Annotated in this window: 14 protein-coding genes and 1 pseudogene; 13 read left to right on the top strand and 2 right to left on the bottom strand. The window is 60.9% G+C overall.

Annotation, left to right across the window (positions count from 1 at the left end):
* Window positions 1–9 precede the first annotated feature (9 nt).
* The 8 genes and pseudogenes from aroB to BQ9846_RS00580 all read left to right on the top strand — a co-directional run bounded on the left by aroB (window position 10) and on the right by BQ9846_RS00580 (window position 13,573).
* The gene (gene aroB / locus BQ9846_RS00540) at window positions 10–1,116 is read left to right on the top strand and encodes a 3-dehydroquinate synthase (protein WP_075878683.1); all 1,107 of its coding nucleotides are present in this window, start codon (window positions 10–12) and stop codon (window positions 1,114–1,116) included.
* A 502-nt stretch (window positions 1,117–1,618) separates the two neighbouring features.
* Window positions 1,619–6,061, top strand: a complete 4,443-nt coding sequence (gltB, locus tag BQ9846_RS00550; RefSeq protein ID WP_075878685.1) for a glutamate synthase large subunit — start codon at window positions 1,619–1,621, stop codon at window positions 6,059–6,061.
* A gap of 67 nt (window positions 6,062–6,128) precedes the next feature.
* Window positions 6,129–7,547, top strand: coding sequence for an FAD-dependent oxidoreductase (locus tag BQ9846_RS00555; RefSeq protein WP_075878686.1), 1,419 nt, complete (start codon window positions 6,129–6,131; stop codon window positions 7,545–7,547).
* Window positions 7,548–7,790: 243 nt separating this feature from the next.
* Window positions 7,791–9,446, top strand: a complete 1,656-nt coding sequence (locus BQ9846_RS00560) for a CTP synthase (RefSeq protein WP_075878687.1) — start codon at window positions 7,791–7,793, stop codon at window positions 9,444–9,446.
* 5 nt (window positions 9,447–9,451) lie between these two features.
* Window positions 9,452–10,310 (top strand): annotated as a pseudogene (gene kdsA, locus BQ9846_RS00565) (3-deoxy-8-phosphooctulonate synthase).
* A 53-nt stretch (window positions 10,311–10,363) separates the two neighbouring features.
* A complete protein-coding gene (gene eno / locus BQ9846_RS00570; protein ID WP_075878688.1) occupies window positions 10,364–11,653 on the top strand; it encodes a phosphopyruvate hydratase in 1,290 nt (429 codons plus the stop codon).
* Between the two features lie 523 nt (window positions 11,654–12,176).
* The gene (locus BQ9846_RS00575) at window positions 12,177–12,518 is read left to right on the top strand and encodes a winged helix-turn-helix domain-containing protein (RefSeq protein WP_075878689.1); all 342 of its coding nucleotides are present in this window, start codon (window positions 12,177–12,179) and stop codon (window positions 12,516–12,518) included.
* Window positions 12,482–13,573, top strand: coding sequence for an alpha/beta hydrolase (locus BQ9846_RS00580; protein ID WP_144049358.1), 1,092 nt, complete (start codon window positions 12,482–12,484; stop codon window positions 13,571–13,573). The genes BQ9846_RS00575 and BQ9846_RS00580 overlap by 37 nt, the downstream gene beginning before the upstream one ends.
* A gap of 3 nt (window positions 13,574–13,576) precedes the next feature.
* Here the strand turns inward: BQ9846_RS00580 and fdxA are convergent, their stop codons facing one another.
* Both fdxA and mutS read right to left on the bottom strand, forming a co-directional pair.
* Window positions 13,577–13,906 (bottom strand): ferredoxin FdxA, encoded by a 330-nt coding sequence (gene fdxA, locus BQ9846_RS00585; RefSeq protein ID WP_075878691.1) that lies wholly within the window; start codon window positions 13,904–13,906, stop codon window positions 13,577–13,579.
* A gap of 219 nt (window positions 13,907–14,125) precedes the next feature.
* Window positions 14,126–16,690, bottom strand: coding sequence for a DNA mismatch repair protein MutS (gene mutS / locus BQ9846_RS00590; protein WP_075878692.1), 2,565 nt, complete (start codon window positions 16,688–16,690; stop codon window positions 14,126–14,128).
* A 98-nt stretch (window positions 16,691–16,788) separates the two neighbouring features.
* On the opposite strand from mutS, the gene BQ9846_RS00595 reads away from it, so the two are divergent.
* From BQ9846_RS00595 to BQ9846_RS00615, 5 genes are all read left to right on the top strand, one after another.
* On the top strand, window positions 16,789–17,304 hold the full coding sequence (locus tag BQ9846_RS00595; protein WP_075878693.1) for a CinA family protein: 516 nt from the start codon (window positions 16,789–16,791) through the stop codon (window positions 17,302–17,304).
* A 108-nt stretch (window positions 17,305–17,412) separates the two neighbouring features.
* A complete protein-coding gene (recA, locus tag BQ9846_RS00600; protein ID WP_075878694.1) occupies window positions 17,413–18,510 on the top strand; it encodes a recombinase RecA in 1,098 nt (365 codons plus the stop codon).
* 2 nt (window positions 18,511–18,512) lie between these two features.
* Complete coding sequence (locus BQ9846_RS00605; protein WP_075878695.1) at window positions 18,513–18,998, top strand: regulatory protein RecX; 486 nt, start codon at window positions 18,513–18,515, stop codon at window positions 18,996–18,998.
* A 147-nt stretch (window positions 18,999–19,145) separates the two neighbouring features.
* Window positions 19,146–21,758: an alanine--tRNA ligase gene (alaS, locus tag BQ9846_RS00610; protein WP_075878696.1), complete on the top strand. Its 2,613-nt coding sequence runs from the start codon at window positions 19,146–19,148 to the stop codon at window positions 21,756–21,758.
* Window positions 21,759–21,914: 156 nt separating this feature from the next.
* Window positions 21,915–23,165: an aspartate kinase gene (locus BQ9846_RS00615; RefSeq protein ID WP_075878697.1), complete on the top strand. Its 1,251-nt coding sequence runs from the start codon at window positions 21,915–21,917 to the stop codon at window positions 23,163–23,165.
* Window positions 23,166–23,236: the final 71 nt, after the last annotated feature.

Raw genomic sequence — 23,236 nt, forward strand, 5'->3', positions numbered from 1 at the left:
GGGATTAACATGACACACCCAAACGGCGTGCTACGCACGCTTCAGGTCGCGCTCGGCGAGCGCAGCTACCCCATTCATATTGGCACGGGGCTGTTGAGCCGCTCCGAATCGATCGTGCCGTATCTTGCCGGCCAGCAAGTGATGATTGTCACCAATGAGACCATCGCCCCGCTCTACCTTGAGGCGTTGACCCAGTGTCTGCCCGAGACACTCGACGTGCGCAGCGTCGTGCTGCCGGACGGCGAGCAGTACAAAAGCGTCGAGCAGGTGGGGCGCATTTGGGATGCGCTATTGGAAGCCGGGTTTAATCGTCGCTGCACGCTAATCGCCCTCGGTGGCGGCGTGATCGGCGATATGGTCGGCTTTGCAGCGGCAAGCTACCAGCGTGGAGTGGCATTTATCCAGATACCCACGACGCTGCTCTCCCAGGTGGATTCGTCCGTTGGCGGCAAGACCGGTGTCAATCACCCGCTGGGGAAAAACATGATCGGCGCGTTTTGGCAGCCCAAGGCGGTGGTAGTGGCCATCGATTCGCTCGATACCCTGCCTGATCGTGAGCTTTCGGCGGGGCTTGCCGAAGTGATCAAGTATGGCTTTATCCGCGACGCGGCGTTTTTGAGCTGGCTTGAAGCGAACATGACGGCACTTCGTCAGCGTGACCCCGAGACGCTAGCCGAGGCCATCGCGCGTAGCTGCCAGATCAAGGCCGATATCGTCGCCGAGGATGAAACCGAGCAAGGGGTGCGCGCGCTTTTGAACCTAGGGCACACCTTTGGTCACGCCATCGAGGCGCATCAAGGCTACGGCAACTGGTTGCACGGCGAGGCGGTGGGGGCCGGCATGGCCATGGCGGCGACGCTATCCCGGGAGCTTGGCGCTATCGATGACGCCGCCCTTGACCGCGCGCTAGCGGTGATCGAAAGCGCTGGCCTGCCGCTTGCCGCGCCCGCCGAGATGACCCGCGAGCACTTTTTGACGCACATGCGCCGCGATAAGAAAAATATCGATAGCCGCTTGCGTCTGGTGCTGCTCAACGCCTTGGGTGACGCCTGTATCAGCGATGCCACCCCGCCTGAGCGATTAGCGGCGCTATTGGACGCCTACCCGCGCGCTTAATCAGCTCTCCTCGCCGGGTTGCCCCGCCTTTCCCTATTCCCTTGTCTCAATAAGAGGTAACACCTGTGGCTCACTTCTCACTTATCGAGGGGTGGGCTTTTTTGTGTGGGCTGCACTCGATGGCTCACTTCCAATAAGACAATCGGCATGCCTTATGCGCTATCGGCATGGGGTTTTAGTGTCTTTTTAGACTAAAGTCTATGCGCTTTTGGGGTTCGTTAAAATAGCGTTATACGCTGTTACAAGTCGTTGAAGTGTATCGGTTTTTTGACTTTGCTAGAGCGCAACGCTGCGATTTGCCAAGGTTTTTTGCGGTGCAAAAAGGGGAATGCGATTGCGCGAGGTGGGGGGTGATGGCTATGCTGAGCGGCCATTTTCTCATCCCGGCGAGCACCAAAAGCGGCCACTAAAGGCCAGAAAGGTAAGCGGTAAAAATACAAAAAAACCTTTCTTTATATCATGGGCTCGCTGTTAATAAAATACGCTTATCAGAGGCACGCCCATGAACAGAGGTCTTCATCAGCCCGGCGAGTTTCGCGACAACTGCGGCTTCGGTTTGATCGCCCACATGGAGGGAGAGGCAAGCCATGACTTGCTGAAAACGGCCATTGAGTCGCTGACTTGCATGACGCACCGTGGCGGTATCGCGGCCGATGGCAAAACTGGCGACGGCTGCGGCCTGCTGTTAAAAATGCCCGTGCAATTCATGCGCGACGTGGCGTTTGATGCGCTAGGCGTTACCTTGGGCGAGCGCTTTGCCGTGGGCGTGGTGTTTCTGCCCGACGATGATAGCCGCGCCAAGCATGGCCGTGAGGTGCTGGAAAGCGAGCTTAAACATCGCGGCCTGAAGGTGGCCGGCTGGCGCGAAGTCCCGGTGGATGCATCCGTTTGCGGCCCGATGGCGCTCGACTGCCTGCCGCGTATCCACCAGGTGTTTGTGGAGCCGGGCAGCGGAGCGCATTTCGACGTGGACCTTTACATGGCGCGTCGCCGGGCCGAGCAAACACTGCGCGATGATGACGATTTCTATGTCGCTTCGCTCTCAAGCGAGGTGGTCTCCTATAAAGGCTTGGTGATGCCGGAAGATCTGCCGGCGTTTTATCACGACCTGAATGATTCGCGCTTGGAAACGGCGATCTGCGTTTTCCACCAGCGCTTCTCGACCAACACCGCTCCGCGCTGGCCGTTGGCGCAGCCGTTCCGTCTGCTCGCCCACAACGGCGAAATCAACACCATCGAAGCCAACCGTGGCTGGGCGAATTCGCGCAAGCAGAACTTCGTCAATGACCGCTTGCCGGATATCGCCGAGCTAGACGAGATCGTCAATACCACCGGCTCCGACTCCTCAAGCATGGATAACATGCTTGAGGTGCTGCTCACCGGTGGCATGGAGCTGCACCGTGCGGTGCGCATGATGGTGCCGCCGGCATGGCAGAACGTGGAAACCATGGACGCCGAGCTGCGCGCTTTCTACGAATACAACTCCATGCACATGGAGCCGTGGGACGGCCCGGCCGGCGTGGTGATGACCGATGGCCGTCAAGCGGTCTGTATGCTCGACCGTAACGGTCTGCGTCCGGCGCGCTGGGTGATCACCAAAAACGGTTACATCACGCTAGCCTCCGAGATCGGCACCTACGACTACAAGCCCGCGGATGTGGTGGCCAAGGGCCGCGTCGGTCCGGGGCAGATGCTCGCCGTGGATACTCAAACCGGCGAAGTGCTGCATACCGAAGAGATCGATAACCGGCTGAAATCGGCCTACCCCTACAAGCGCTGGTTGAAGCAGGAAGCCAACTATCTGGAGTCCGCCCTCACTGAGCTGGCTCGCTTTCAGAGCATGGACACCGACGCGCTTAATACGCAGCAAAAGATGTTCCAGGTCAGCTTTGAGGAGCGCGACCAGGTGCTGCGCCCGCTCGCAGAGAGCGGCCAGGAAGCGGTGGGTTCCATGGGCGACGACACGCCCATGGCGGTGCTCTCCAGTCGTCCGCGTCTGCTCTCGGACTACTTCCGCCAGAAGTTCGCCCAAGTCACCAACCCGGCGATCGACCCGCTGCGCGAAGCGATCGTGATGTCGCTTGAGACCTGTATCGGGGCGGAGCTTAACGTCTTTAAGGCCACGCCGGAGCACGCCCACCGCATCATTCTGACCACACCGGTTCTCTCGCCGCGCAAGTTCACGGCGCTGGTGAGTCATGAAGACCCGGCCTTCGCTAGCGTGACGCTCCCCATGGGGTACGACCCGGAGCAGCAGTCGCTCAAGCAGGCGCTCAAGGCGCTGTGCCAAGACGCCGAAAACCAGGTGCGCAGCGGCAAGGTACTGCTGGTGCTCTCGGATGCCGAACTACCCAAGGGGCAGATCCCGATTCAAGCCGCGCTCGCGGTGGGGGCAGTGCATACTCACCTGGGTCGCCTGGCGCTGCGCCCCGACGCCAACATCGTGGTGGAAACCGGCTATGCGCGGGATGCTCACCAGATGGCGGTGCTGTTTGGCGTGGGGGCCACGGCGGTCTATCCGTGGCTGGCGTATCAGGTCATGGCCGATATGCATCGCGTGGGCGAGCTGACCGGCAATCCGGCGGATGCCCGCGAGAACTACCGCAAAGGGCTACAGAAGGGGCTGTTCAAGATTCTCTCCAAGATGGGGATCTCGACGCTCGCTTCCTACCGCGGTTCGATGCTGTTTGAAGCGGTGGGGTTGAGCGACGAGATCATGCAGATGTGTTTCCCCGGGATGGCGTCGCGGATTCAGGGCACCGGTTTCGCCGAGCTGCAGTTGCAGCAGGAAGCGCTGGCGCGTGACGCTTGGATTGCGCGCAAAGGTATCTCGCAAGGCGGCATGTTCAAGTACGTGCATGGGCATGAGTACCACGCCTATAACCCGGACGTGGTAATGACCCTTCAGCAGGCCGTGCAGGAGGGCAGCTACGCCAAGTGGAAGAAGTTTGCCCAGCTGGTCAACGAGCGTCCGGTGGCCACCATCCGTGACCTTTTAACGCTCAAACCGGCCGAAACGCCGCTGCCGCTGGATGAGGTGGAGTCGGTCGACGAGCTGATCCCGCGCTTTGACAGCGCCGGGATGTCGCTGGGCGCGCTCTCGCCGGAAGCCCATGAGGCCTTGGCGCAGGCGATGAACGAGGCGGGTGGACGCTCCAACTCAGGTGAGGGCGGCGAGGACCCGGCGCGCTACGGCACGATTCGCTCCTCCAAAATCAAGCAGATCGCCTCGGGCCGCTTCGGGGTCACCCCGCACTACTTGGTCAACGCCGAAGTGCTGCAGATCAAGGTCGCACAGGGCGCCAAGCCCGGTGAGGGCGGGCAGTTACCGGGCGGCAAGGTGAATCAGCTTATCGCCCGTCTGCGCTACTCGGTGCCCGGCGTGACGCTGATCTCGCCGCCGCCGCACCACGATATCTACTCGATCGAGGACCTGGCGCAGCTGATCTTTGACCTCAAGCAGGTCAATCCCGACGCGCAGGTGTCGGTGAAGCTGGTCTCCGAGCCGGGGATTGGCACGATCGCCACGGGGGTGGCCAAGGCGTACGCGGACCTGATCACCGTCTCCGGTTACGACGGCGGCACGGCGGCAAGCCCGCTGACCTCGATCAAGCATGCCGGGAGCCCCTGGGAGCTTGGCTTGCCCGAAGTGCATCAGGCGCTGCGCATCAACGGCCTGCGCGACAAGATTCGCCTGCAGACCGATGGCGGGTTGAAAACCGGCCTAGACGTGGTGAAAGCGGCGATTCTAGGCGCCGAGAGCTTTGGTTTTGGCACCGCGCCGATGGTGGCGCTGGGCTGTAAGTACCTGCGTATTTGCCACTTGAACAACTGCGCCACCGGCGTCGCTACCCAGGATGACTTCCTGCGCGGCGAGCACTTCCGGGGCACGGTCGACATGGTCAAGCACTACTTCCGCTTTATCGCCGAAGAGGTGCGCGAGCTGATGGCCATGCTGGGCGTGCGCAAGCTGACCGATCTGATCGGTCGCACCGATCTGCTTGACGTGCTCGAAGGCAGCACGGCTTCGCAGCGCAAGCTCGACTTGACGCCGCTTTTGGCCAACGACTTTGTGCCCGCCGATGCGCCGCAGTTTTGCCAGGTGAGCCGCAACGTCCCCCACGACCCGGGGGCTAAAAACCAGGAAGTGCTGGAAGCGGTGCGCGACGCCATCGAGTCAAAATCGGGCGGCGAGTTTAGCTTCAAGATCACTAACTGCGACCGTAGCGTGGGGGCGATGACCTCCGGGGCGATCGCCAAACAGCACGGTGAGGCGGGGCTGGAAGAGACGCCAATTGTCGCGCGCTTTACCGGCGTGGCCGGCCAAAGTTTCGGCGTGTGGAATGCCCGTGGCCTGCACTTGCATCTGGAAGGCGATGCCAACGATTACGTCGGCAAGGGCATGAACGGCGGCAAGATCGTGATCGTGCCGCCGAAAGAGAGCCAGTTCGAGAGCCACAAGACGGCGATCATCGGCAACACCTGCCTTTATGGTGCCACCGGCGGCACGCTCTTTGCCGCAGGCATCGCCGGTGAGCGTTTCGCGGTGCGCAACTCCGGCGCGCACGCGGTGATCGAGGGCGCGGGGGATCACTGCTGCGAGTACATGACCGGCGGTTTGGTCTGCGTGCTGGGAGAAACCGGCGTCAACTTCGGCGCGGGCATGACCGGTGGGTTTGCCTATGTGCTGGATGAGGATCGCACCTTCGTGGATAAGTACAACCACGAGCTGGTGGAGATTCACCGCATCAATACCGAGGCGATGGAGGCGCACCGCCGCCATCTGCGCGAGGTGATCGAAGCCTACGCTGTCGAGACTGGCTCAGCGCGCGGGCTGGCGATTCTGGAAGACTTCAGTGAGTATGCGCGCCATTTCTGGCTGGTGAAGCCCAAGGCGGCGAGCCTGGGTAGCCTGCTTGACGAATCCCGGCGGCGGCCGGAGTGAGCTTGGCCCCGGGACACCGGGGCGTGCTGAAAATCAGAATCCGATGCCGGCCGAGAGGAGAGACAACATGCCTAACCGTTTAAATAACGACTTTCAGTTTATCGACGTGGGTCGCCAAGACCCGAAAAAGAAAGACGCGCGCTCGCGGGCCAAAGAGTTCGCCGAAATCTACGAGCCGTATAAGCCCACGGAAGCCGCGAGCCAGGCGCATCGCTGCCTGCACTGCGGTAACCCGTACTGCGAGTGGAAGTGCCCGGTACACAACTATATCCCCAACTGGCTGCAGCTGGTGGTGGAAGGCAATATCATCGAAGCCGCCGAGCTTTCGCACAAGACCAACTCGCTGCCCGAGGTGTGCGGGCGCGTCTGCCCGCAGGACCGCCTGTGTGAAGGCGACTGCACCCTGAACGACGGCTTTGGCGCGGTGACCATCGGCTCGGTGGAGAAGTACATTACCGATACGGCGTTTGCCATGGGCTGGCGCCCGGATATGTCCAAGGTCGTGTGGACCGACAAAAAAGTCGCGGTCATCGGCGCGGGGCCTGCGGGGCTGGGCTGCGCTGATATTCTCGCCCGCAATGGCGTCAAGCCCGTGGTGTTTGATAAATACCCGGAAATTGGCGGTCTTCTGACCTTTGGTATCCCCGAGTTCAAGCTCGAAAAGAGCGTGATGGAGCGTCGCCGGGCGGTCTTTGAGGAGATGGGCGTTGAGTTTCGTCTCAACACCGAGATCGGCACCGATATCGAGTTCGACACGATCCTGCAGGAGTACGATGCCGTCTTCCTCGGGATGGGGACCTACAAGTACATGGAAGGCGGCTTCCCCGGCGAAGACTTGCCGGGCGTCTACAAGGCGCTGGATTTCCTGATCGCCAACGTCAACCGCTGCCTCGGCTTTGAGAAGGACCCCGCCGATTATATTTCGATGGAAGGTAAGCGCGTCGTGGTGCTCGGCGGTGGCGATACCGCGATGGACTGTAACCGCACCTCGATCCGTCAAGGGGCGGCGAGCGTGACCTGCGCCTATCGCCGTGACGAAGAGAACATGCCGGGCTCGCGCCGCGAGGTGGCCAACGCCCGCGAGGAGGGGGTTGATTTTCTCTTTAACCGCCAGCCGGTCGCCGTGGTCGGCGAAGGCAAGGTCGAAGGCGTCAAGGTGGTGCGCACACGCCTGGGCGAGCCGGACGAAAACGGTCGCCAGCGCCCCGAAGTGGTACCGGGCTCCGAGGAGGTGATTCCGGCCGATGCGGTGGTGGTGGCGTTTGGTTTTCAGGCCAGCCCCGCGCCGTGGTTTGAAAGTGCCAATATCCAGGTCGACGAGCGCGATCGGGTAAAAGCGCCGGAGCATGGTGAGCTTGCCTTCCAGACCAGCAACGCGAAAATCTTTGCCGGTGGCGATATGGTGCGCGGCTCGGATCTGGTGGTCACCGCGATCTACGAAGGCCGCCAGGCCGCCGAGGGGATGCTGGATTACCTGGGGGTTTAAAGGGTTTTGCCACTTACGCATAAGCGGCGCCGGGGATAGAGCGTAGCGAGGGTCTTTTGGCATGGATGCCAAAAGTAGCGCCCAGGGATGGGTTCACAGCGCCCTCGCTTAGCTCTGTCGCCGGGGAAGCCGCCAAACGTCCTTGAGCGCTAATTGAGCCTTTAGGCGTACTCTGCTATTCTGCCCTCCCATCCTGGTGTGGCATTCTGCCGTGCCTTTTGATCACGTTTCGACAGGTTTTCCATGACACGATATATCTTCGTGACCGGCGGCGTTGTGTCCTCCCTTGGCAAGGGCATCGCGTCGGCCTCGCTGGCGGCGATTCTCGAGGCCCGCGGCCTTAAGGTCACCATGCTCAAGCTCGACCCGTACATCAACGTCGACCCGGGCACCATGAGCCCCTTCCAGCATGGCGAGGTGTTCGTCACCGAAGATGGCGCCGAGACCGACCTTGACCTGGGCCACTACGAGCGCTTTATTCGTACCAAAATGACCCAGGGCAACAACTTCACCACCGGCCGCGTCTACGAGCACGTGCTGCGCAAAGAGCGCCGCGGCGACTACCTCGGCGGCACCGTGCAGGTGATTCCGCACATCACCGACGAGATCAAGCGGCGTGTCTACGAGGGTGGCGAAGGCTTCGACGTGGCGCTGGTGGAGATTGGCGGCACCGTCGGCGATATCGAGTCGCTGCCGTTTTTGGAGTCGATTCGCCAGATCAGAAGCGAACTAGGCGCTAGCCGCGCGATTTACATGCACTTGACGCTGGTGCCCTACATCAAGACGGCGGGCGAGACCAAGACCAAGCCTACCCAGCACAGCGTCAAAGAGCTGCGCTCGATCGGTATTCAGCCGGATATTCTCATCTGTCGCAGCGAAGTCGAGCTCGTAGAGAGCGAGCGGCGTAAAATCGCGCTGTTCACCAACGTGGAAGAGCGCGCCGTGGTGCCGCTGCAGGATGCGGATACTATCTATCGCATTCCGCTAATGCTCCACGAGCACGGCTTGGACGAGATTGTCTGCGACAAGCTGCGTTTGGAAGCGGGCGAGGCGGATCTTTCCGAGTGGATCAAGGTGCTCGATGCCAAGCTCAACCCGCTCAAGTCGGTCAGCATCGCCATGGTGGGCAAATACATGGAGCTGCTGGACGCTTACAAGTCGCTCAACGAAGCGTTGATTCACGCCGGTATTCAGGGTCGCATCAAGGTCAATATCGACTTTATCGACTCCGAGGATATCGAGCACCACGGGACCGAGCGCTTGGCGGGCAAAGACGCCATTCTGGTGCCGGGCGGTTTCGGCGAGCGCGGCGTGGAAGGCAAGATCATGACCGCGCAGTTCGCCCGCGAAAACAAAGTGCCCTACCTGGGGATCTGTCTCGGGATGCAGGTGGCGGTGATTGAGTACGCGCGCAACGTCGTCGGCTGGGCGGATGCGAACTCCACCGAGTTTACCCGCGATACCCAGCACCCGGTGGTGGGGCTAATCACCGAGTGGATCAATGCCGAAGGCAAGATTGAGCTACGCGACGCGGCGTCCGATTTAGGCGGCACCATGCGCCTGGGCGGCCAAGTCTGCCATCTGCGCGAAGGCACCAAAGCGCGCGAGGCCTACGGCGGCGATGAAATCGTCGAACGCCACCGCCACCGCTTTGAGGTTAACAACCAGTTTGTCGATGAGCTGGAAAAGGCGGGCTTGATCATTTCGGGCAAGAGCGTCGATCAGTCGCTGGTGGAAGTGGTCGAGCTGGCCGATCACCCTTGGTACGTGGCGTGCCAGTTCCACCCCGAGTTTACCTCCACACCGCGTGACGGCCACCCGCTCTTCTCTGGTTTCGTCAACGCCGCCTTTGAGCACAAAACGGCGCGCACCCGCGCCCAGTCCTCCCATCAGGAGTGAGTGTGATGTCGGCGATCAACGCATCCGCCCCCGAACGTCATATCGCATTTGCCGGCCTAGAGGCCGGCAATTCTTTGCCCCTCATGCTGCTAGGCGGCATGAACGTACTGGAATCCCAAGAGCTTGCCCTGGAAATCGCCGAGACCTACGTCGAGGTCACCCAAAAGCTTTCGATCCCCTACGTCTTCAAGGCCAGTTTCGATAAAGCCAACCGCAGCTCTATCCACTCGTTTCGCGGCCCCGGGCTGGAAAAGGGGCTTGAGATACTCGCCGAGGTGAAAGCACGCTTTGGCGTGCCGATCATCACCGATGTCCACGAACCCTGGCAGGCAGCGGCAGTGGCGGAGGTGGCGGATATTATCCAGCTGCCGGCGTTTCTCGCCCGCCAAACCGACCTGGTGGTGGCCATGGCCAAGACGGGGGCGGTGATCAATATCAAGAAGCCGCAGTTTCTCGCCCCCCACGAAATGCGCCATATCCTCACCAAGTTTCAGGAAGCGGGTAATGATCGGCTGATGCTCTGCGAGCGCGGCGCAAGCTTTGGTTACAACAACCTGATTGTGGATATGCTCGGCTTTGGCGATATGAAGGAGACCGGCTTCCCGGTGTTTTTCGACGTGACCCACGCGCTTCAGCGCCCGGGTGGGCGCGCCGATAGCGCCGGTGGTCGCCGCGCCCAGGTAGCGGAGCTTCGGCGTGGCGGTGGGGCTGGCGGGGTTGTTTCTGGAAGCGCACCCCGACCCGGACAGCGCCAAGTGCGATGGCCCGTGCGCGCTGCCGCTTGATCAGCTGGAGCCGTTTTTGACCCAGGTGGCGCAGTTGGACGCGCTGGTTAAAGGTTTTGCCCCGCTTGCCATTCGCTAAGCGGGCCATTGAACGTCAATCGACCCTTTTCGCCCATAAAAAAGGACGCAGCTATGACCAAAATTGTTGAAATTCGCGCCTTGGAAGTGCTGGACTCCCGAGGTAATCCGACCGTTTCGGCGACCGTTCGCCTGGAAAGCGGTGCCATGGGCGAAGCCTGCGCGCCAAGCGGCGCCTCCACCGGCTCGCGGGAAGCGTTGGAGCTACGCGATGGGGATAAATCCCGCTATTTAGGTAAAGGCGTGCTCAAGGCCGTTGACGCGGTGAATGGCAAGATCCGCGAGGCGCTGCTGGGGATGGATGCGCGCGATCAGCGCGGCCTGGATAACGCCATGCTCGCACTCGACGGTACCGGCAACAAAGCCAATCTTGGCGCGAACGCGATTCTCGCCGTCTCCCTGGCCGCCGCCAAAGCCGCGGCTAACGCCAAGGGTGTACCGCTATACGCTCACATCGCCGAACTCTACGGCCAGCCGGGTCAGTACAGCATGCCGGTGCCGATGATGAACATCCTCAATGGCGGCGAGCACGCGGATAATAACGTCGATATTCAGGAGTTCATGGTGCAGCCGGTGGGCGCGCCGAACTTCCGTGAAGGGCTGCGCATGGGCGCGGAAATTTTCCACGCGCTGAAAAAAGTCCTCGCCGCCAAAGGCCTTTCGACCTCGGTGGGCGACGAGGGCGGTTTTGCCCCTAACCTTGCGTCCAACGCCGATGCACTGGCGGTGATCAAGCAGGCGGTGGCCGATGCCGGCTACACGCTCGGTGGCGATGTCACCCTGGCGCTGGATTGTGCCTCTTCCGAGTTCTATAAAGACGGTCAGTACGACCTCGCCGGCGAAGGCAAGCAGTACGACGCCAAAGGCTTTGCCGATTATCTCGCCGGCCTCTGCTCAGAGTACCCGATCGTCTCCATCGAAGACGGTATGGATGAGTCGGACTGGGACGGCTGGAAAGCGCTGACCGAGAAGCTCGGCGACAAGGTGCAGTTGGTCGGCGATGACTTGTTCGTCACCAACACCAAGATCTTAAAGCGGGGGATCGACGAGCAGATTGGCAACTCCATTCTGATCAAGTTCAACCAGATTGGCTCGCTCTCCGAGACCCTGGAGGCGATTAAAATGGCCCAGGACGCCGGTTTCACCGCCGTTATTTCGCACCGCTCTGGCGAAACCGAAGACACCACCATCGCCGATCTCGCCGTGGGCACCTGCGCCGGCCAGATCAAGACCGGGTCGCTGTGCCGCTCGGATCGCGTGGCGAAATATAACCGTCTGCTGATGATCGAGGCGGAACTCGGGGATGTCAGCTACCCTGGTTTGAAGGCGATCAAGGGGCAATAAGGCCATTGCCCATCGCTGCATGTAAGCGATAGCTTCAGTTGTTGTAAGAGATCTCTTACAAAAGCCGACGATATTGGCGCTAAACGCTGTATGAAAAAGCGCAATAAGGCGCCGATGCTCACCTAACATACTGTTTTTATTAGCCACCCTCCATCAAAAGCGGACCGATCGGTCCGCTTTTGGCGTTTTGGGCCGCCTTGAGCCTAAGCGTAAATCTGACACAATGTGCTCAGGACAAGGGGAGGCAAGGACGCTTTCAAGCAGGATGCAACGGGATGTTAGGGTGCGCCGGGCGATACAGTGACGTAGGCCCCGGCAGGGACAGCACCCTAGGAAGTATTGATGCAGGGAGCATCAAAGGGAGTGCTTGGAGCGGGCGGCCTACGGGCCGCTTTTTTTATGCCTGAAACTTTCTTCGAACGTCCTATCCGCTCACATCAAAAGAGTAAGTCGCAAGCGAGGGTGGCCAGCAGAAGGCGGCTCTGGCATCTTGAGCGGACACGACGGAGCGGAGCTGGCCCCCATGTCATCGAGTAAAACAGAATCGAGTAAGGCAGAACCGACCAAGACGCTGAGCAAGACCAAAACAAGCTTTTACCGCCGCCTCTATGTGGCCCATCTGATCGCGCGTGGCATTGCCAACGTTCCTGCCCTTATGGCCGCTACCGGCATGCCCCGGCGCACCGCTCAGGATACCCTGAATGCCCTGGCCGAGCTCGATATCCACTGCGAATTCGAACCCGAACCAGGAGAGCGCCACAACAGCGGCCGCTACGTGATTCGCGACTGGGGGCCGATCAAGCCGGAGTGGGTGGCTGAGCAGGCCGAATGCCTGCGTCTAGCGCTTGGCTACCCCGCTTTATGACGGCCAGGTTTCTCCCTTGCGGCCTTGCCGTGCTTTTGCTGAGCATGCTTTTTCTGACTGCTTGCGGCGCGGCTCGCCCGCCGCTACCCGATAGGGGTGACAAGAACAGGGGTGACGAGAACGTAGGCGGCGAGACGGCGCGCCTGGCATCAGGCCGAGTCATTGCCGAAGACGGCTACGCGCTGCCCTTGCATCGCTGGTCGGCGCGGCAGGAAAGTGGCCAGCCGGCGGCGATCGTGCTGGGCGTACATGGCTTTAACGATCACGGCGGAAGCTTTGAGCGGCTCGCTAACCGCCTCACTCCCCAAGGCATCACCCTCTATGCCCATGATCAGCGTGGTTTCGGCAACACCGCAAGCCGTGGCCGCTGGCCTGGCCACGAGCGGCTCGTGAAGGATGTGCGCTTGATGGTGCGCCTCTTGCGTGAGCGCCATCCCGATACTCCCTTGTACCTGGCGGGCCACAGCATGGGGGGAGCGGTGGTGCTACTGGCCATGGAGGATGGCCCCCTTGATGTTGCTGGGAGCGTGCTGATTTCACCGGCGGTTTGGGGGCTTGCGGACATGCCGTGGTATCGCCGCTTTGCGCTCTGGCTTGGCGTACGGCTCTTTCCCGGGCTCAGTTTCTCCGGCGATATCGTGGAGACGCTAGGCATAAGGGCGACCGACGATCCGGAGATTCGCCGCCAGCTGGCAAAAGACCCAAGGGTATTACACCATGCTCGAGTGGATGCCCTGCATGGGGTGAGCGTGGCGATGGAGCGCGCGCTTGAGGCCGCGCCCGCCCTGCAGGGGCCGGCGCTTCTGCTCTACGGCGAGAAGGATGATCTCATTCCCCCCGAGGCCATCTGTCATCTGCTCGAAAAGCTCCCGCCAGCCGACGAGGGCCGCTGGCGTATGGCGCTCTATCCCGAGGGCTATCATATGCTGACCCGCTACACGCGGCGTGAACAGACCGCCGCCGATATTGGCGCCTGGCTTTTCGACCCTGCCGCTACGCTGCCTTCGGGGCATGCGCTGGATAAAAAGGCGGCTCAACGGCGCCTATGTCGCTGAGCGTTACGCGTCTCGCTCAAGCTTCTCCAGCTTGCCGGGCTTGCCATCCCACTCTTCGGCGTCCGGCAGCGGGTCTTTCTTCTCGGCGATGTTGGGCCATACTTCTGCGAGTTCGGCGTTGATCTCGACAAAGGGCTCTTGCCCCTCGGGCAGTTCATCCTCGGAGAATATCGCCTCGGCGGGGCATTCGGGCTCGCACAGCGCGCAGTCGATGCACTCATCCGGGTGGATTACCAGGAAGTTAGGGCCCTCGTAGAAGCAGTCGACCGGGCAAACTTCCACGCAGTCGGTGTATTTGCATTGGATGCAGTTCTCGGTCACGACAAAGGTCATCTCGGTATCCCTCTTGCGACGCCGGGTGAGGCCGGCGTGGTTAAATGGCGAATGTTTTTAATCACGGATGGTTATAGATTGATTGTTGCTTATAAGTTAAATGCTGGGCGTCATTTTAGAGGCGCCACCGCCTAGCGGCAAGTTCCGTGTGCTCAGCCCTCTGCCGTTCACACTGAGCCTGCCGAAGTGAGCCTGGCACAGCGCGTGCCGGGTTCGGCCTCACACTTGAGCGCGCCACTGATACAGAAGCTCCAGCGCTTGCCGCGGTGAAAGGTCATCGACATTAAGCGTCTCTAACGCTTCCACCACGGGGTGAGGCGCTTGGGCAAAGAGGTCGTTTTGCAGCGGCGCCTCATGGCTTTTGACCGCCCCGGGGCCTTCGGTATCGCGCTGCTCAAGCGCCACGAGCTTTTCGCGGGCGCGTTGTATCACCTGCGGGGGCACACCGGCGAGCTGCGCGACCTGTAGGCCATAGCTCTGGCTTGCGGGGCCGGCTTCGATGCGGTGCATAAACACAATGCGCTCACCGTGTTCGGTCGCCGTCAAGTGAATGTTGGCCACGCCTTCGGCCTGCTCGGGCAGGGCGGTCATCTCGAAGTAGTGCGTGGCAAAGAGCGTCAGCGCCTGCGTGTTGGCCAAATGCTCGGCGCTCGCCCAGGCAAGCGAGAGGCCGTCAAAGGTGCTGGTGCCGCGGCCGATTTCATCCATCAGCACCAAGCTGTGCTCGGTGGCATTGTGCAGGATGTTAGCGGTTTCGGTCATCTCGACCATGAAGGTGGAGCGCCCGCCGGCCAAATCATCCGAGGAGCCAATGCGGGTAAAAATGCGGTCCACCGGGCCGATCTTGGCGGCGTCAGCGGGCACAAAGCAGCCGCTGTGGGCGAGTAGCGCGATCAGCGCCGTCTGGCGCATGTAGGTGGATTTCCCCCCCATATTGGGGCCGGTGATGATCAGCATGTGCTGCTCGGGGGTGAGCGTGACATCGTTGGGCACAAACGGGGTCTCGCTTACCTGCTCGACCACCGGGTGGCGCCCCGCGTCGATGTTAAGCCCGGTCTCTTCGCTTAGCGTGGGGCGCACCCAGTTGAGCGCTTCGGCGCGTTCGGCGAAGGCGCACAGCACATCAAGCTCTGCAAGCGCGCGTGAAGTGCCCTGAAGCGCGTGCAGCGTGGCGTTGAGCTCCTCCAGTAGGCGGTCGTAGAGCCACTTCTCCCGCGCCAGCGCCCGGGATTTGGCCGACAGCGCCTTGTCCTCGAACTCTTTGAGCTCGGGGATGATGAAACGCTCGGCATTTTTCAGCGTCTGGCGACGAATATAGTCGGCGGGGGCCTGCTGGGCCTGGGCGCGGGGCAGCTCGATAAAGTAGCCATGAACGCGGTTGTAGCCGACTTTTAAGTGGCTAAGGCCGGTGCGCTCACGCTCGCGGGTTTCGAGCTGAACCAGGTAATCGCCGGCGTTTTCGGCCATGCCGCGCTGCTCATCGAGATCGGCGTCGAAGCCAGCGGCAATCACGCCGCCATCGCGAATGATGACCGGCGGGTTTTCCATCAATGCGCGCTGCAAGGTGTCGGTGATCTCCGGATAAGGCCGGATATGCGGGCGCAAATTGTCCAGCGCGCTGCCGGTATCGATAGCGCTAAGCGCGCGTTCGAGCTCGGGCAAAGTGGCAAGCGCATCGCGCAGGCGGGCCAAATCCCGTGGACGGGCGCTGTAGAGCGCCACGCGGGCGAGAATCCGCTCCACATCGCCGACGGCGCTTAGGGTCTCGCGTAGGCCCATATAGGTGGCATCGAGGGTCAAGAGCGCCACACCCGCCTGGCGCTTTTGTACCACCTCACGCTGGCGCAGCGGGCGGTTGAGCCAGCGCTTTAGCAGCCGCGAACCCATGGCGGTGGTGCAGGTATCCAGCACGCTCGCGAGGGTGTTCTCCTGGCCGCCACCCAAGTTGGTGTCGATCTCTAAATTACGCCGACTGGCCGCGTCGATCACGACGCTATCGTCGCGATTCTCCACAGCGATCGCGGTGACGTGCGGCAGGCGTGAGCGCTGAGTGTCGCGGGCGTAATCAATCAGCACGCCGGCAGCAACCAGCGCGGTACTCAGGTGGGCGCAACCAAACCCGCGCAGGTCCTGCACTTCGAATTGATCGCATAGGCTGCGCGTGGCGCTTTCAAGGTCATAAAGCCACTCGCCTTGGCGGCGCAGGCCGCGTTCGCGGGCAAGCGATTCGGGCAGCGCCAGGTTTTCCGGCACCAGCAACTCCGCGGGGGAGAGGCGGGTGAGCTCGGCAAGCATCTCCTCTTCGTTTTCCACTTCCAGTACGCTAAAGCGCCCGCTGGAGAGTTCCAGCCAGGCAAGCCCCCAGCGCTCGCTTCCCGGGGCGATCGACGCGAGTACGTTGTCGCGGCGCGCATCAAGCAACGCTTCGTCGTGCAGCGTCCCCGGGGTGACGATGCGCACCACTTGGCGGTCGACGGGGCCTTTGCTGGTGGCGGGGTCGCCTATTTGCTCGCAGATGGCCACGGATTCGCCGGCGCTGACCAGGCGCGCGAGATACCCTTCAGCGCTGTGGTAGGGAACCCCTGCCATGGGAATGGGCTTGCCGCCCGATTGGCCGCGCTGGGTGAGAGTGATATCCAAAAGCGCGGCGGCACGCTTGGCGTCGTCGAAAAATAACTCATAAAAATCCCCCATGCGGTAAAACAGCAATACCTCGGGGTGTTCGCGCTTGATCTTTAAATACTGTGCGATCATCGGCGTATGCGCCGGTGTGCTGGTGGCCATGAGCGTCCTGAAAATGCGCGTGTTCGTCGAGTATGTGAAATCGTCGGGTGAAACCCGCTATTCTACGCTGAAGTGATGATCGACATGAAGGAGAGACCATGGCAGCAAGCGTTGAGAGTCTAAAAAACCTGGATTTAACCCTGCTGGCGCAACGCCTCGGCAAATTATGCACCACCCACCAAGTGGAAGTGAGTGCCGCCGAGTCGTGTACCGGCGGTGGGATCGCCAGTGCCATCACGGCGGTGCCGGGAAGTTCGGCCTACTTCACGACCGGCTATGTCACCTACTCCAATGCGGCCAAAACACGCCTGTTGGGCGTGCCGGAGGAGATGCTCAGCCACCACGGTGCGGTCAGTGAGGCGGTCGTCAAGGCGATGGTAGCGGGAGCCTGTCGCGAAAGCGGGGCGGATATGGCCATCGCGGTGAGTGGCGTCGCCGGCCCCGAGGGGGGAAGCGACGAAAAGCCGGTCGGCACCGTCTGGCTTGCCTGGGGCAGCGTGGACGCGCAGCAGGCGGAGTGCTTGCACTTCTACGGCGATCGCCAAGCCGTGCGAGAGCAGGCGGTGCGCCAAGGCATCGCGCGCCTGGTCGTGGCGCTGGATAAGCGCGAGTAAAAGAAAAGCGTAGAAAATGCCGCCGGGCATTTGTTTATCAGCCAATCTTTGGCATACTGCTGGCTAACTATACAGTTTATGTAAACAGCTTTCATGAGGACTCTCCAGATGGCTCAGGATGAAAACCGCACCAAGGCGCTAAACGCCGCGCTTAGCCAGATCGATCGTCAGTTTGGTAAAGGCACCGTGATGCGCCTGGGCGATACCCCGCGCGTGGTGATGCCCTCGGTGTCCACCGGCTCGCTGGGGCTGGATATCGCGCTGGGCATTGGGGGCTTGCCCTTTGGCCGTGTGGTGGAGATATTCGGCCCGGAATCCTCGGGCAAAACCACGCTGACGCTTTCGGTTATTGCCGAGGCGCAAAAGCAGGGCAAGGTGTGCGCCTTTGTCGACGCCGAGCACGCCCTGGACCCGAGCTACGCGGAAAAGCTGGGCGTTAACCTGGATGATCTTTTGGTCTCGCAGCCCGATACCGGCGAGCAAGCGTTGGAGATTACCGACATGCTGGTACGCTCCGGTGGTGTCGATGTCATTATTATCGACTCCGTGGCCGCGCTCACGCCGCGCGCTGAGATCGAGGGTGAGATGGGTGACTCCCACGTGGGCCTGCAGGCGCGTTTGATGTCGCAGGCGCTGCGTAAAATCACCGGCAATATCAAAAACGCCAACTGCTTGGTGGTGTTCATCAACCAGATCCGCATGAAGATCGGGGTGATGTTCGGCAGCCCTGAAACCACGACCGGCGGTAACGCGCTGAAATTCTACTCCAGCGTGCGTTTGGATATCCGCCGCACCGGTTCGGTGAAGTCGGGTGATGAAGTCACCGGCAATGAAACCCGGGTGAAAGTGGTGAAAAACAAGGTAGCACCGCCCTTTAGACAGGCTGAGTTCCAGATTCTCTACGGTAAGGGGATTTATCACGCCGGCGAGGTTATTGACCTCGGCGTGCAGTGCAATCTGGTCGATAAAGCCGGTGCCTGGTACAGCTACAAAGGCAAAAAAATCGGCCAAGGCAAAGCCAACGCCGCGCAGTACCTGGAAGACAACCCCGAGACCATGGAAGAGATCGAGAGCCAAATCCGCGGGCAGCTTCTCGCGCAGCCCGAGCCGAATAAAGAGGGCGACAAAGGGGATGGCAAGAAGGGCACGGCTGAAAAAGCCGCTGAGCAAGCGCCGCTTGAGTCAGGCAGCGACGAGCTGCTGTAACCATGGCGTTTGGCGCTTCACGCCCCGGTGAGCGCAACCCGCAAGCGCGCTCACCCCGCGATATCGCCATTACCCTGCTGGCTCGGCGCGAGTATTCGCGCGCTGAGCTAGCCGATCGCCTTGCGCATAAACAGGTGTCGCCTGAAGAGATCGACACCTGTTTGAACGCCCTAGCCGAGCAGGGGCTGCAGTCCGATGCACGCTTTGCCCAAAGCTTTATCCGCGCGCGTATTTTGCGCGGGCAGGGCGTTCGGCGCATTGATAGCGAGCTGCGCCAGCGCGGTATCGACGCCGCCACCTACGCCGCCGCGTTGGCCGAGGTGGAGGCACAAGAGGGCGTCGACTGGTTTGAACTCGCCGGCGAGACCCTTTCCCGACGCTTTTCTTCTCCCGGTGATAGCCCCAAAGAGCGGGCCAAGCGCGAACGCTTTCTGGCCAATCGCGGCTTTGATTTTGACCAGATTCGCTACGCGCTTTCCATGCTTTGACGCCACCCAATATGGCGTTTTTCGCGTACATCCCACTAACTGCGGCTTTAGTCGTTTGACAACTGCGCTATAATGGCGCTTTTGCGACCCCGGCGGGTAGCGGCTAAAGCGCCCTGGGGCATCACGCTCTCTTGTTACGGATACCCTATGAAAAGCGCAGAAATCAGAACAGCCTTTCTCGACTATTTTGCCCAGCACGGCCACACCATCGTGCCGACTAGCTCGCTGGTACCGGATAACGACCCGACGCTGCTCTTTACCAATGCGGGCATGGTGCCGTTTAAAGATGTCTTTCTCGGCCGTGACCCGCGCCCCTATGTGCGCGCTACTTCGGCACAGCGCTGCGTGCGCGCCGGCGGCAAGCATAACGATTTGGACAACGTCGGTTATACCGCGCGCCACCACACCTTCTTCGAAATGCTGGGCAATTTCAGCTTCGGCGACTACTTCAAGCGTGATGCCATCCGCTTTGCCTGGACCTTTCTGACCGAAACACTCGGCCTGCCCAAAGAAAAGCTCTGGGTGACGGTGCATATCAGCGACGACGAAGCCGAACGTATCTGGAAAGATGAGATCGGTATCGACCCCGAACGCTTCTCCAAGCTTGATGAAGATAACTTCTGGCAGATGGGCGATACCGGACCGTGCGGGCCAAGCTCCGAGATCTTTTTTGACCACGGCCCCGAGGTGTGGGGCGGGCCGCCGGGAAGCCCCGAAGAGGATGGCGATCGCTACATCGAGATTTGGAACCTGGTGTTCATGCAGTTCGACCGCGACGCCGAGGGAACGCTGAATCCGCTGCCCAAGCCGTCGATCGATACCGGTATGGGTTTGGAGCGTGTCGCCGCCGTGATGCAGGGCGTTCACTCCAACTACGAAATCGATCTGTTCCAGAACTTGCTCCAGGCGGCGGCCCAGGCCACCGGCCACAGCGATACCACCTCGCCGTCGCTGCGCGTGATTGCCGACCATATCCGTTCGTGCGCGTTTTTGATTGCCGATGGCGTGTTGCCCTCCAACGAAGGGCGGGGCTATGTACTGCGCCGGATCATTCGTCGCGCGATTCGCCACGGCCATAAGCTAGGCGCCGCCGAGCCGTTTTTTCATACGCTGGTGGGTGCGCTCGATGTGGAAATGGGCGAGGCCTATCCGGAACTGCGCGAGGGGCGTGACCAGATCGCCCGCGTGCTGCTCAAGGAGGAGGAGCAGTTTGCCCGTACGCTCGATCACGGCATGGGGCTTTTGAACGCTGCGCTCGAGGAGCTTGAGGGTAGCGTCTTGCCAGGCGAGACGGTCTTCAAGCTCTACGATACCTACGGCTTTCCCTATGACCTGACCGCCGATGTGTGCCGTGAGCGCGAGGTCACCCTCGATGAAGTCGGTTTTCAGCGTGAGCTACAAGCGCAGCGCGAGCGTGCCCGGGCGGCGAGCCAGTTTGGCGCCGACTACAGCGCCAAGATCGAGCTCGACGGCGAAACGGCGTTTACCGGCTACGAGCGCTTGGAAGATGAGGCCAGCGTCACCGCGATTGTGGATAGCGAAGGCAATGCGCTTGCCGCGTTAGAGGCCGGGCAAAAAGGCGTTGTCGTGCTCGACCGCACGCCGTTTTACGGCGAGTCCGGCGGCCAGGTTGGCGATACCGGATATTTGCATTTGGATGATGGCGGTCGCTTTCAGGTCTTGGATACGCAAAAACAGAGCGGTCATCACCTGCATCAAGGGGTGATGGTCGGGGGCGTGCTCAACGTGGGTGGCCGCGTGCGCCCGCAAGTGGATGCGACGCTGCGCGGTGCGACCGTGCGTAACCACTCGGCGACGCATTTGCTGCATAAGGCGCTGCGCATGGTGCTGGGCGATCACGTTCAGCAGAAAGGCTCGCTGGTGACGGCCGAGCGGCTGCGCTTTGACTTCAGCCATTTTGAGCCGATGACCGCCGAGCAGCTGGATGAAGTCGAACGCCTGGTGAACGAACAGATTCTCGCCAACGCGCCCACCATAACCGAGCAGATGACCCTCGATGAAGCTAAGGCCAAGGGGGCTGCGGCGTTATTTGAGGCGAAGTATGCCGATAGCGTGCGCGTGCTGACCATTGGCGCGGATGATTTCTCCATTGAGCTTTGCGGCGGCACGCACGTGGCGCGCAGCGGGGACATCGGCTGCTGCCATATTGTCAGCGAAGCCGGTATCGCCGCAGGCGTTAGGCGGATTGAGGCGATTACCGGTGAGAATGCATTGGCTTATTTCCGCGAGCAAGAGGCGCGTGTTCAGCGTATCGGCGAGCGTTTGAAAGCCAAGCCTGAGCAGGTGGAGTCGCGCGTCGAATCGCTGGTCGAGCGCACCCGCCGTCTGGAAAAAGAGCTTGAGCAGGTGAAAGCCAAACTGGCGAGTGCGGCGGGCAGCGATATGCTCAGCCAGGCGCAAGAAGTGGCCGGCGTGAAGCTACTCGCCAAGGAGCTAGAGGGCGTCTCCGGTAAGGAGTTGCGCGGCGTGATGGATCAGCTCAAAAACAAAATCGGCTCCGGCGTCATCGTGCTCGGCGTGGCCGATAAGGGCGCCGGCAAGGTCAGCTTGATCGCGGGGGTGACCCAAGACCTCACTGGGCGCGTGAAAGCGGGCGAGCTGGTCAACCATGTCGCCTCACAGGTAGGCGGCAAGGGCGGCGGCCGCGCGGACATGGCGCAGGCGGGCGGTAGTCAGCCGGAGGCGCTGCCCGGCGCACTGAAGAGCGTGCCTGCCTGGTTGGAAGGCGAACTCACCTGATTGCAAAGGCCGGTGGCACGATGTCGCCGGCCTTTCTGTTGGCTACTAAGAGTTGAAGAGTAACGGTTTTAAGAGCCGCAGTTTTCAGAACAACAGTTTTAAGAAGAACGGTTTTACATTTCACCCTCCATTCCCGACGTAATAGGAAAACGGCATATGGCACTATACGTACAGAAGTTCGGCGGTACCTCGGTGGGCTCTGTCGAGCGCATCAAGGCCGTGGCGGAAAAGGTCAAAGGGTTCCGCGACCAAGGCCACCAAGTGGTGGTCGTGGTCTCCGCGATGAGCGGCGAGACCAACCGCTTGACCGACATGGCCACGTCGCTCAACAGCGACCCTGATCCGCGCGAGATGGACATGCTGCTCTCCACCGGTGAGCAGGTGACGATTTCGCTGCTGGCAATGGCGCTGCAGCAGTTGGACGTTCCCGCTACATCGCACACCGGGGCGCAAGTGGGTATTCACACCGACAGCGCCTACACCAAGGCACGCATCCAGCGCATCGAAACCGATGAGCTGAAAGAGGATCTGGATGCGGGCAAGGTTGTCGTGGTGGCAGGCTTTCAGGGGGTCGATGACGAGGGCAATATCACTACCTTGGGCCGCGGCGGCTCCGACACCACCGGCGTTGCGCTCGCGGCGGCGCTGAACGCCGATGAGTGCCAAATTTACACCGATGTTGACGGCGTTTACACCACCGACCCGCGCGTCTGCTCCAGAGCGCAGCGCCTAGAGTCGATCACCGTGGAAGAGATGCTGGAGCTGGCGAGTTTAGGTTCTAAAGTCTTGCAGATCCGCGCGGTGGAATTCGCCGGCAAGTACAACGTTCCGCTACGGGTGCTCTCAAGCTTTGAAGATGGCCCCGGTACCCTTATTGTTGCAGACTCAGACGAAGACGAGGACTCCATGGAAGAACCGCTGATTTCCGGTATCGCCTTTACCAAAAACGAAGCCAAACTGACTCTGTTGAACACCCCCGATGTGCCGGGCGTGGCCTCGCGCATTCTGGGGCCGATCGCCGATGCCAATATTGAAGTCGATATGATCGTGCAGAACGTAGCGCCTGCCGGTGACTACACTGACTTCACCTTTACCGTTGCCAAAGGCGACTATAAAGCGACCAAGAAAATTCTCGAAGAGCAGGTGATCCCCGACCTCGGCGGCGGCGACCTGCGCGGTGACGACAACATCGCCAAGGTATCGCTGGTGGGTGTCGGGATGCGCTCGCACGCGGGCGTGGCGTCGAAGATGTTCCGTGTCCTGGCCGATGAAAACGTCAACATCCGTATGGTATCGACCTCGGAAATCAAGATTTCCGTGGTGATCGATGAAAAGCATATGGAGTTGGCGGTGCAAGCGTTGCACAAGGCGTTTGGCTTGGATAAATCGGATATCGAATCCGAGTAAAGCGCCATTTAGCTAACGTAAGACGGGTAAAACCTTCTACGCTGTATGCAGGTCCGACATAAGAGAGCTCG

The sequence above is a fragment of the Vreelandella massiliensis genome, from assembly GCF_900155385.1.
GTDB classification, from domain to species: Bacteria; Pseudomonadota; Gammaproteobacteria; order Pseudomonadales; family Halomonadaceae; genus Vreelandella; species Vreelandella massiliensis.